The following is an 11,308-nucleotide window of genomic DNA, read 5'->3' as shown; positions in this document are numbered from 1 at the left end:
TATGACTTTCGAAAAGTTACATCGCGGAAGTTGAAAAACGTCTACAGAATTGGGGGAGGTCCACTCCACAATTCATCAGTTAGTTCATGGGTTAGGTCTGAGTTAATATACTCTCAGATTGTGATTGTAAAAAACGCACCAATTCGTAACGTGATTCGGTATTTACGTTGCACTCGACATTAATCGTTTCGCCACCCCCAAGAACGTACGTCTTGAATGGCAAACAACATCGCACAAATATAAATACAAATCGATATATAGTTCTGATATTTATCAATATTCTCATTATCAATTTTCATTGTGTCAAAATTGTTGAGAATACTTAGTCGTGACTTGATGCGCTTCAATTTTCGATATAGCCGTGGTGATTCAGAAAGAGGAAAATGTTCCATCTCATTTTCTTCAAGCGCTCTTTCAAGGACGATGGAACCATCTCCGAATTGAGGCTGCAATGCTATCAATAAATTTCGGAAATCCAGGTATTTTTCTTGAACGCTCTTCAGGAAATCTCCCTTTTTTTGAGGGTCAATTCGCTCTCTCATTTGATTTACTAGCTTGCAGAAGTGTATGTCCTGTTGCAGCTCAATTTCCAACTGAAATTCGGGATCATTGTGATACGCACGCTCAAAGGCCCTCCTAAAATCCCCTCCACTGAACTGATCCGATTGCGGATCTAGCCTATCCTCTATCCGGGATATCTGCGCAAATCTGTAGGAAATACTCGATCCGGAATTCCATGCCAACTGCCCCTTAAATGCGTAATACACCATTTCTGACGATTCGTGAATTAGATGTCTTAAGGGACGAATACTTCTCCGATTCGTATCGTGTTCGTCGAATATGTCCGTGATAGCGCTCAGTGTGGTGCCGGCGAGCTTGACCAAGGTTTCTAGATCGACTCTATATTGCCCCTCTATCTCCTTTACGATAATTCTGTACTTCTCGTGGTGGTCTGACAAATGCGCACGATAATCGTTATTCGAGGCGATATTCGATAACTCGCTTTGTCTCTTTGTATAGTATGCGCTTGCACTCGACACCAATATTGCTAGCGACGCTACATAATCGGATGAAGTAAATACCATAATTTTTTCTTATTTGTGGCAAAGCTAAGCATTAAGTCCACCTACCCATCGGCAGCTTTAGCGAAACTGTTACCCGTTCTTCGGAATTTTTTTGACGGATTTTATCGATATTACATTTAACCTTTACACCATCTATTTCTAACTCATATTTGATGATGACTAGTTAAGCGTTTGACACAGAAACAGCAGAGTCGAGTCTTCTGTGGATGAGCGACGCCAATGAAAGTAAATCCTCTGCATCATCCTTCTGAATTTCCCATCGAACACGAGCTTCGTGGGCAGTTGGATTACGAAACATGCTAAATGCACCGCGTACCAGATTTGCGAACCCACGCTGTTCGCTTCGTTCACTATCTGTTGATAGCGCATTGATCGCAAGCAATGGAGAGTCACCCGACAAAGCGCGATCAACTAGTGAATTTCCGTCATCGGAAAGTCCGGTCTTTAATCGAATTTTATCCGCCACACTCTTGACGGCTTCGAGGACGGCGTGAAAATAATTATCCGCAACTAACTCAGCTTTGCAGAATGCGAGAATGTCCGGATGAACTCTGCGTCTTACAAGATCGGAACGCAGCTCATCAGCACGATGCGCAGCTTCTTGAATAGTATTTGCCTTCTCAACAGCTTTGAGCTCGCCGTCAGCTGTGACCGCTAGCCCTGCAAACGCCAGCGCTCGATTTAGGTTTTCTCGCATGACTTCGAAGCGATCCAGTTGTCGAACGTAGATTTCTGGTTTCATCGTCTTGCGGATAAAAGCGAGAATGGCCGTACGATCTTGCCTGGTGTTTTGCGACTCAGCAAATGCATTAAAGAGGCGATGCCGTTTTGTCTGTTGGGGAGCCGGATCAGACATCCTACACGCGCTGAGCAAGTGGCTAATTTCAGTATTGCTGAGACCTTCGGTAGTATCAGCAAGCGCGTTGGCTATTGCCTGGGCTTGACTCTGAGTGAAACATTTGGGGCTCATTGAGCGTTCCTCCATACTGCGCTGCCTCGACCCATACGGGATATGCATGCATTTGTTCGATCCGCTGAAAATTCGACCTGTAGTAGGCTTGGCTGAGTATGTCGCAAACGTTGATGAATGGAAATGAGGGGACGATAATCAGGTGAGGTGATCGATACCTGGCCATTGATTGGATCGATATTGATGCGACCGGGTATAGTTGGATCGATATTGACGTTTCCAGGCAAATTCATCTCCCACCGTTGGGATGACCATCTTGTTATCGAAGCGGTAAGAGTTTCGTTGCAAAACTGCCTCCAGATCTCATTGGTTTCCTGTGTAGGCCAGTTTTGTTGGTTGCTTAGGGCAGTAATTTCTGCTGAACCTAGCCATTGATTCATCTCGGTTCTGTTCGTAAATTGCGGCTGAAGCTGCTCTACGACAATTTTTGCTGCTACACGAGATGGCAAGCCGGTGCGTACGAGCATCGCCATGTTGTTTCGCGGGAGCCCTGTTTCAAGACATGCTGCAGCACTTCCTTCTATAACAGCGGATTCGATTTGATGTGAACGCCGATACATTCGTAGTGCTTCAATTGCCCAAACCAGGCGATATGCAAAGGTGTCGTCAATAATACGCATGTTATCGAGTCCAATCTCTGCTACGTCCACACCATGAATCCACCAACGCAAGAGTTCACGCCAATTGTCGGGAAGGGTATCGTCGGGCGTAAAGGGGCGGATTGGCAAAAGATTTTCAGCCAAACCGACAAGTGCGTTGCTCAGACCATTAGCGTTGCCTTGCTGAGCTGCAGCATCAGCCAAGTCTAACGTAACGATCAATTCTTGAGCCTTTGCGTCAATGGCTAAACCAGCCTCTAGGCCAACACCCATAGCGAATTGACTGCGACGTTGGGCAAAGTTCGTTTTGTTCCAAATGAGAGTTGCACGAGTTACTAATATCCACATTTGTCCCTGGCGGCGAACCGGATCAAGCCTGGCAATCTGTTTTGACCATAGCGATCCGGTTAACGCTTCGTCGAGCAGGCGAGGTAAGTCAGCACTATTTGCGTCAAGCGCGGCGATCAGCCCGAGAACAGTCGCGTCAAGGCGTTCAATCAGGCTTTCGATAGAGTCGGTGTCGTCAGGAATCTGGGCTGGAAACCACGCTTCCTGCGCATTCGAAAGATAATCCAATGCATCAGCACGAGCAAAAATCCCGGTTCGATGCAAGCGTCGTATAACCTCATCTACGATCGAAATAATGCCACTACTAAGTGACCTGGCTTTGGACGCCATGACAATCTGACGCCATACTCCTTGCCTCCACGTCACTGAATCATGCATGACGTGGATGATCAGTCCTTCAAGGTCGACAAAGGCGCGTCCGGCACGACCGGCGACATTTGCAAATTCCTCGCCTGATATCTGCTTGCCAGCACGGTACAAATTGGGAATAAGTAAAACTGCTGCGTTGAGATTCAACCCCTGTGCCAACGTTGGCGATCCAACCGTCACACGAAGAACAGACGATGAAAGTAAGGCCTCTACTTCTCGTAAAAATGGCCTGGGTAAGCGGCCATGATGAATAGCTACGCCAATCGGGAGACACAACACAGCGGGATGGTTGGCGCCTAACCATTCTTGGCCAACCGCGACCGCACGCTTGATAAGTTCGTCATCCTCTAGCAAAGTAGGGAGGTACCCTTGTCGGTTCAGGTCAACAATCGTTTTGCCGTATCCTTCGACATGATCCCTCTGCGTACAAAAAATTAGCGTGCGTTTTCCTTGATGAGAGAATTTCCAAGCGGCTGCAAGAGTGAGTTCTTTATTGTCTCTTGGGAACGAGACCCTGCGGCGGCCAATCGGACGACTTGACGGTATAAAATGTTGAATATAAGGGCCATCGACTTCCAAATTGAAGCTTAATTTTGCCGAATTTCCAGCCCAGGACAACATGCCGAAGCGCTGACGTGTGGGACGCCAAGATGACTGAATTGGATGGCCCGCCATGTCACTACGGATCCATGCGGTCAAATCGTTTAGTTGATCACCTTCTGGTAATATTGCTGATAGGCAGACCAAGCGTCGATTTGCATTGTCCCCTCGTCTGAGTAACCGCTGCACCAGACTCTCATACCTGATTTCACGTTCATTCGGACCAATAAGGTGTCCTTCGTCAAGAACTACAAGGCCGACATCGTTGATAATCGTCGGATCATTTCGTAGCGCAAAATCCAATTTTTCTGGCGTAGAAATTACAATATCTTGTGTTCTCAGAGCGTCTTCGTCTCCACCTCCCAAGCCACTGGCTCCATATAATGACGAAACAGTAAATCCCAGCGTAGAGAATGTTTTCCGAAATGATCGCTCTGTTTGGGCGGACAGCGCGCGCAACGGAGTGACGATGAGCACTCTTGTTCCACACGCGAGAGCCATTAGAGCAGCGATTTCTGCGATTCGAGTCTTACCAGCACTTGTCGGCAAGGCCACAACAAGATCATCCGTTATGTCCACAGCTCGTAACGCAGCCTCTGATTGGGATGGCCATAATTCGACTTCTGCCGCCTTGCGACAGTAGAGCTCACCAATGAATAATTTTCTGAGTGATGAATAGTTTTCGGAACCTCGAGGGCCGTCGTGTGGTAAGACTGCATGTAAACTATTCGCCCAGAGGTCGTCGATCAGATTCAATGCAATGCGGGAGATCCACCAAAGCGATATTGCATTGGAATGTTGCGTAAGTGTGATGGCGCGGCGCAGCAACGACCGCGCTTCATCAACGAGAGACGCGATGCCAGTCTGAAGCGCAAATTCAAAAAAAGCATAAGCTCGAAATACTGCTGAAGTGACAACTAGCTGAATGACATCGTCGTAATCGATCTCTCCGGCTTCTCCTGCTCTAGCTATTGCAGCATCACCATGCGTTGGATCTTGAAGCCATGTTTTTGCACGCTCCCCCAGTGCGGTCAGGTCCCGAATGATTAGCAAACGCATCGCGTCTTCGATTGGAGAGAGGTTTTGGTTCGGGCCGCTCTGTGACAATAAGGAAAAAGCTAATGCTGAATATCGTGCGAGATGAAAGGCCGCGCTTCCAATCACTCTATAGAAACCACGGTTGCTATCCGCGGGAGAGCCGTTCTGAACCAACGCTTCAAATGCGTGTCCTGCTCGAACAAATCCGAGGCGAATTAATCCGCCGTCTCCATTAACTTCACGAAGAGCTAGTGCCGCACGAAGAAGTGAAAAGCCATACTCAGCCAAGTCTACGTCGAGGCTGTCACCAAATGCAGGGGAGTCTGGAGGGAGAACTCCATCATGACGAATAATCGCGCGCGCTTCTCCCCGAGCCTGCAAACGCCCACGATAGCCATCATTTGTAATTTGCGTCAGGAACGCAGTCAACTCTTCAGTTGTTTCCAAGAACAAGGGCTCCTTCGTACATATGTCTTATGAAGTCTTGATGATCTTCGATCCAAAGATGCACTATTGTTTGTGGATGGTGTTCATCTGCGGCGTGGAGATTTTCAGTCAATGCTTGCGGTGCGGCGTTACCGGACATTACAAACATAAGGTGATCTATGCGTGACGCTGGAATCGCGTGGGCAACAACTTCATTGCGGAGAGTTCGACCGATGGTTGCCAGTCCGTCGTCACGTTCCATCATTCTATCCGCCATAAATAGCAGCGACGTAGCTGTCGGCCGTCCATTATCACGACATAGTGCTGTCCTAGCCTCATCTATTGTAATTCTGGAGAGTTGCGCGCGACTCTTTGACTCGCCCTTCAGCAAATGAAGTAAGCCATTTTCATCTGTGCGAAATCCTAAGAGATCGTCACCTCGCAACGCCATCTCTCGGCCATCTTTGTATCGCAAGCGTCTTACGGGGATTGTGTAGCCAATTTCTTCCTCTACGAATTCTGTCGCTAAGATCTCACCGAGTTCACCTGACCGAGCTCGTATTTGTCGTGGTAAGCGTTCCGCTAGAAGAGCCGCGGCGGCTGGAAAACCAAGATCAAGAACGTCTTGGGCAATTCGTCCCATATCATCATAGTGAGAACGAATAAGATGGGGCATTTTGGCTGCGACCGCGGCGCGGCCATTTGCGCGTTCAGTCAGCTTCCATAATTTTTTGCGTGCGACATCTACACGCTGGTTATCGCACCATTCAGCAAATATCATCTCGCGCTCCGATCCTCTCGTGGGCGTCAAGGAATGCGCCCGTCAAATGCAACTCCGAATCTCAAATGATTGTAATCGTGAATACTGACATTAGGTTGCAAAAATATAATTATCTAATTGGTATTTGTCGCGAGAGTGACGTCTTGTTGGGCTTGATCCGTCTACTGAAGATCAGTGACGAGCGATCATTTTTCTATTTAATTTTGGCTCCAAACCGCGCGGGGTCGTTATATCTAGAAAAAACTTACTGTTGTCATGGCCGACTGATTTGGATTGGAGTTTAAGTCGTAATAAGGCTATTCGTTACACTGAGTACGATTAGTTGCGCCGAGTGGAAAAATCGTTAATAATATGGGCAACAACTAACCCGCAACGCTGGCGTGCCTTGATCATCTAGGGTGTGGGGGAAAAAGCCGGCGAAAGCCGGTTTTTTCATTTTGCATATAGATTGCTGCGTTCACAGAAGCAGAGGGGCCTTGGTCAACGCGGTTTTTGGATGGGGCCTAAGTTGTACTAGCTCAGACTTGACCTGACATTGGCTGTACGAATCTCCATCCGGAAACGATTCGCAGCGGACACTCGACGTACAGCTCCGTAGACCTCGTGCTCGATGAGGACGTTCGCGCCCTTGTCGCCGATGGCATCGCGACAATCAGTCAAAGCATTTCCGATCAGAGGTAAAGAAGAATCGCGAGCACAATCTGCCTTTGTTGTTGCCCCTATACTTGCGCGACCTTCAGTCCTCATAAAAGCGTTTCGGCCGCGCACACCTAAGTGCAATATAGGCTTGAGCCAAATCTCTTTCTTAGTTATTACGGACTTGGGCCGACACTACTCTCTTCAATCGCCGCTTGATTGGCATCAAACTCTGTGTCATTCACGCGACTTTGCGCGTACATTTTCGCGAAGCCACGTTTTAAAGCTTCTTCGAATTCATGCATTGTTGCGCCATGAATAGGGGTGCCTATAGACATCTTCGTAATTCGCAGTTTTTTCGGTGGCCATACTTCCATAACAGTCCCCTTTTACTACTGAAAAAAATCATTATGTACGGGTCATAATTTGCTAAGCATGCGCAAATCCATATTGGTAAATCTCAAGTCGAATCATACGCTCAAGACCAGAGAACATTAAATAGCGGCGCAAAAAAGCATGTCTTTAATATAGACGCCCCACCTGTATAGATAGGGAGGAAGATATAACCCCATATATATGCGGCTACCTTTTTTGCGACTTGCCCTCGAAATTGGGCGATATCAATCATGGATCGCATGAATACATACCTTTCAAACACATCATAAGTCTTGGCGGATCTATGTGGTCGGGACTCGGAGAGCGATATGCTCAGAAATTGGCATTGCGGGCGCTCAATTCAGCATGTACGTCGACCGCCAAACGGCAAATATCGTTGCCGAACATGATAATTACAGATAGTGTCTGGCCCTATAGGGGGACATTAAGTGCATATTAACTACATCGAAATAGCAAATTTCCGGAAGTTATTGTCGGTTCGGGTCGATCTTGCGGAGGAGACTACACTTTTTGTCGGAGCAAACAATAGCGGTAAGACTTCTGCAATCTTAGCCTTGCGCAGATTCCTTGTTGAAAAAGGTAAACGCTTCAAGACGCAAGACTTCACACTTTCTCATTGGCGCTCAATAGACGCCATTGGAAAAGCCTGGGAAGGCTTACCTGACGGGGCGATTCCCGCATTTTCCTCCGACGATTGGGCCAAACTTCTTCCTGCGTTGGATATTTGGCTGAAAGTTGAAAATCACGAGTTGCACTATGTAAGTGCTCTTCTGCCGACTCTCGATTGGGCTGGGAGCCTCTTAGGTGTTCGGATGCGGTTGGAGCCAAATGACATTGAAGCTCTTTACAGGGAGTATCGAGCGGCAATTAAGGACGTTCGAGTGTTACATGCGGCCGCAGAAACAGCCCAGCGAAAAATAGATGGGGTAGAGATGAACACTGCAGATCCAGAGGCACGGGTCGATGCAATCGGGAAAAAACTCAATCTCTGGCCAGCGAGCCTTACGGATTTTCTGGGACGCAAATTGGGAGACCACTTTGTCATGAAGTCCTATCTGCTTGATCCACAGAAAATCCAAATTCCCGCGAAAGGACAGGCGCAACCACAGAAATTACCTGAAGGCTCATTTGCACTAGACGCAGACCCCTTGAAGGGCTTGATCAGGATAAACGAAATTAATGCTCAGCGTGGCTTCGGAGAATCAGATGGCGTTGATGTAGACGGCGGCTCGTCATCTTCAAAAGACAGTCATCGGTTATCGGACCAATTGCGAGCGTACTATACAAAACACCTTGATCCTTTCTCAACCCCTGATGTTGCCGATCTAGCGGCGCTTCAAGCCATTGAAGCGGCGCAAGAAACCTTTGACAAGCGTCTCCAGGAGAGTTTCACAGACGCGCTCGTTGAGGTAGAAGGTATGGGTTATCCGGGCGTATTTGACCCTAAATTAAAGATTGCCTCCAAACTCAAGACTACGGACGGGTTGGATCATGAGGCCGCAGTATCATTTGAAATAAGGATGCTCGACAATAACGGGGCGAAGGTCCCACTCCTGCGGCTTCCCGAATCCTACAATGGGCTTGGCTATCAGAACTTGATCTCAATGATTTTCAAGCTGATGAGCTATAGAGATGCCTGGATGCGAGTAGGAAAGGCGAGCAAGAGCGCCGCTGAAATCAAGATCGAGCCCTTACATCTGGTATTGGTCGAAGAGCCTGAAGCGCATCTTCACGCACAAGTACAGCAGGTCTTTATCAAGAAAGCCTACAGCGTTCTACGAGCGCACAAAGATCTCGGAGAGGGATCGTATCTCAAGAGCCAGCTGATAGTCAGTTCGCATTCGAGCCACGTTGCGCACGAGACCAGTTTTTCGTGTCTTCGTTACTTCAGGCGATTGCCAGCAGGTATGGTAGCTGATGTTCCGGTCTCTACTGTAGTAAATCTCTCTAATGTATTTGGTAATGGTACAGATACAGAGCGTTTTGTTACTCGGTATTTGCGAGCACAACATTGCGACCTTTTTTTTGCTGACGCAGCAATCTTAGTTGAAGGACCGGCGGAGAAAATGCTAGTCCCTAACTTCATCAGGAGGGATTTCACATTTCTGAATCAGTGCTACGTTACTCTACTGGAAATAAATGGGAGTCACTCACATCGACTCAGAGGCCTGATTGATGCTCTCGGCTTACTTACTTTGATTATTACTGACCTCGATGCGGCGGTGAAAATCGGAGGCAAGGGAGTAGTTCCAAAGCGTAAAAATGGACAAAAAACAGGTAATACAGCGCTCCGACAATGGACACCCTGTATGGATGACGTTGACGATTTGCTAGACGCAGAGTCGGAGAAAAAAATTCTCGAAGTTGATGAGCTATTTTCCGTACGTTCTGCGTATCAAATTCCGATCAAGGTCACAAAAGACGATGGGAAGAATTTTGAAGAAGCGTTACCAAGCACGTTCGAGGATTCACTTGCCTTTGAGAACTTGGAGTTCTTCGAAAAACTAGAGGGAAATGGATTAGTCCGGGAGTTCCGGGATGCCATTGCAAAAAAGACAACAGTGGGGGGAGCTTGCAGTTCATTTCTTTGACGCCCTCAAAGATGGTGACAAGGCCGCGTTTTCTCTTGACGTTATCTGGAGCACTGATTTTAACGATCTCAAGTGCCCGGCCTATATCTTCGAGGGGTTGGCATGGCTTGAAGCACGCCTTCGCAGAAAGCAAGTAGATATTCTCCCTGAGCAAGTCAAACTTGGAGAGCCTAAATGATAGTTGCTGAGACCGTGGTGACTAACGACATAGACGACGAAGTTGATGACGAAATTCGAACGTGTCTAAACTTGGACTCCCCAAGAAGCTTTTTCTTATATGCGGGAGCCGGATCTGGAAAAACGCGATCGCTTGTCAATGCAATCGATAATCTGCGTGAGACAGCTCGCCGGCGGCTGGTTCTCAAGGGTCAGCGCATCGCCGTTATCACGTATACCAACGCGGCCTGCGATGAAATCAAGAAAAGGCTTGAATTTGACCCGTTAGTAGAGGTTTCAACTATCCATTCCTTTGCTTGGAGTTTGATAGGTGGCTACAACAGCGATATTAGGGCCTGGCTTCGTGCAAGACTGGCTGCTGACATAGTTGAACTGAAAGCTGCCGCAATGAAGGGTAGAGCAGGAACCAAGTCGGCAGAGATTAGAGAGAGGTCTATTTCTAGCAAGCAGCGCAGACTCATCCGAATCGAGACTACGAATAAGTTTGTCTACAGTCCAACTGGCGATAACCGCAGCAATGATTCTCTCAATCATTCAGAAGTCATCAGTATCACTGCTGATTTTTTAATCCAAAAACCAGTCCTTCAAAGGGTACTGGTTAGTCACTTCCCTGTGCTATTTATCGACGAGAGCCAAGATACAAACAAATATCTGATGGATTCCGTCTTGGCGGTTCAGAGCGATCATGGTCCCAAATTTTGTCTTGGCCTTTTCGGTGATGTGATGCAGCGCATTTATTCGGATGGCAAGATGAATCTGGAAAAGGCAATTCCTAAAGACTGGGCCACGCCGAAGAAGAGGATGAACCATCGATGTCCTCAAAGAGTAATACGACTGATAAATCGAGTACGTTTTGCTGCCGATGGTCAAGAACAGTTAGGCCGCATTGACAAACCTGACGGAACTGTTCGATTATTTATTGCTCCCGTTTCTCCCGAATCGCATGCCGATATCGAAAGTATAGTAGCTACAAGAATGGCGGAGGTAAGTCGGGATTCGGCTTGGAGTGAAGGTAAAAATTCTCATAAGACACTCATCCTTGAGCATCATATGGCAGCTCGAAGAATGGGATTTAGTGCCATGTACGAAGCCTTGAACAAGGCAACGCGGCTCCGTACAGGAATGCTGGACGGGAGCTTGACTGGACTGAAGTTGTTTTCCGGCGACGTTCTGCCTGTTGTGTTAGCTATCCACAACAGATACCTCTGATATGGCACACATTTTGGATAATTTGCTGCACAAATAATGCGCCGAAGTATATTTAGGATATTTTCATACCGAAGAACAACTGG

The 11,308-nt window shown here is 47.5% G+C and carries 8 protein-coding genes; 3 read left to right on the top strand and 5 right to left on the bottom strand.

Annotated elements, in window-relative coordinates:
- Window positions 1–179: 179 nt before the first annotated feature.
- From GEV47_RS08270 to GEV47_RS08250, 5 genes are all read right to left on the bottom strand, one after another.
- A complete protein-coding gene (locus tag GEV47_RS08270) occupies window positions 180–1,085 on the bottom strand; it encodes a hypothetical protein (protein WP_153234250.1) in 906 nt (301 codons plus the stop codon).
- A 163-nt stretch (window positions 1,086–1,248) separates the two neighbouring features.
- A complete protein-coding gene (locus tag GEV47_RS08265; protein ID WP_153234249.1) occupies window positions 1,249–2,055 on the bottom strand; it encodes a TIGR02391 family protein in 807 nt (268 codons plus the stop codon).
- Window positions 2,052–5,456, bottom strand: a complete 3,405-nt coding sequence (locus tag GEV47_RS08260; protein ID WP_153234248.1) for a DEAD/DEAH box helicase — start codon at window positions 5,454–5,456, stop codon at window positions 2,052–2,054. Before GEV47_RS08260 ends, GEV47_RS08265 begins: the two co-directional genes overlap by 4 nt.
- Window positions 5,443–6,216, bottom strand: coding sequence for a Hachiman antiphage defense system protein HamA (locus tag GEV47_RS08255; protein ID WP_153234247.1), 774 nt, complete (start codon window positions 6,214–6,216; stop codon window positions 5,443–5,445). The genes GEV47_RS08260 and GEV47_RS08255 overlap by 14 nt, the downstream gene beginning before the upstream one ends.
- Before the next feature lie 812 nt (window positions 6,217–7,028).
- A complete protein-coding gene (locus GEV47_RS08250; RefSeq protein WP_153234246.1) occupies window positions 7,029–7,190 on the bottom strand; it encodes a hypothetical protein in 162 nt (53 codons plus the stop codon).
- 486 nt (window positions 7,191–7,676) lie between these two features.
- Here GEV47_RS08250 and GEV47_RS08245 point away from each other — a divergent pair, with 486 nt between their 5' ends.
- The 3 genes from GEV47_RS08245 to GEV47_RS08240 are packed head-to-tail and all read left to right on the top strand — an operon-like array spanning window position 7,677 to window position 11,225.
- The gene (locus tag GEV47_RS08245; RefSeq protein ID WP_322741590.1) at window positions 7,677–9,839 is read left to right on the top strand and encodes an AAA family ATPase; all 2,163 of its coding nucleotides are present in this window, start codon (window positions 7,677–7,679) and stop codon (window positions 9,837–9,839) included.
- Complete coding sequence (locus GEV47_RS19515) at window positions 9,787–10,017, top strand: hypothetical protein (RefSeq protein ID WP_228124619.1); 231 nt, start codon at window positions 9,787–9,789, stop codon at window positions 10,015–10,017. Before GEV47_RS08245 ends, GEV47_RS19515 begins: the two co-directional genes overlap by 53 nt.
- Window positions 10,014–11,225, top strand: a complete 1,212-nt coding sequence (locus GEV47_RS08240; RefSeq protein WP_153234245.1) for a UvrD-helicase domain-containing protein — start codon at window positions 10,014–10,016, stop codon at window positions 11,223–11,225. The genes GEV47_RS19515 and GEV47_RS08240 overlap by 4 nt, the downstream gene beginning before the upstream one ends.
- Window positions 11,226–11,308: the final 83 nt, after the last annotated feature.

The organism is Glaciimonas soli (assembly GCF_009497155.1).
GTDB classification, from domain to species: Bacteria; Pseudomonadota; Gammaproteobacteria; order Burkholderiales; family Burkholderiaceae_D; genus Glaciimonas; species Glaciimonas soli.
This window is presented reverse-complemented; position numbering and strand designations above follow the sequence as displayed.

Coding starts and splice junctions, on each gene's coding strand:
- GEV47_RS08250 (WP_153234246.1), bottom strand. CDS start 7,190: ATGTCTATAGGCACCCCTATTCATGGCGCAACAATGCATGAATTCGAA.
- GEV47_RS08240 (WP_153234245.1), top strand. CDS start 10,014: ATGATAGTTGCTGAGACCGTGGTGACTAACGACATAGACGACGAAGTT.
- GEV47_RS08270 (WP_153234250.1), bottom strand. CDS start 1,085: ATGGTATTTACTTCATCCGATTATGTAGCGTCGCTAGCAATATTGGTG.
- GEV47_RS08255 (WP_153234247.1), bottom strand. CDS start 6,216: ATGATATTTGCTGAATGGTGCGATAACCAGCGTGTAGATGTCGCACGC.
- GEV47_RS08265 (WP_153234249.1), bottom strand. CDS start 2,055: ATGAGCCCCAAATGTTTCACTCAGAGTCAAGCCCAGGCAATAGCCAAC.
- GEV47_RS19515 (WP_228124619.1), top strand. CDS start 9,787: ATGCCATTGCAAAAAAGACAACAGTGGGGGGAGCTTGCAGTTCATTTC.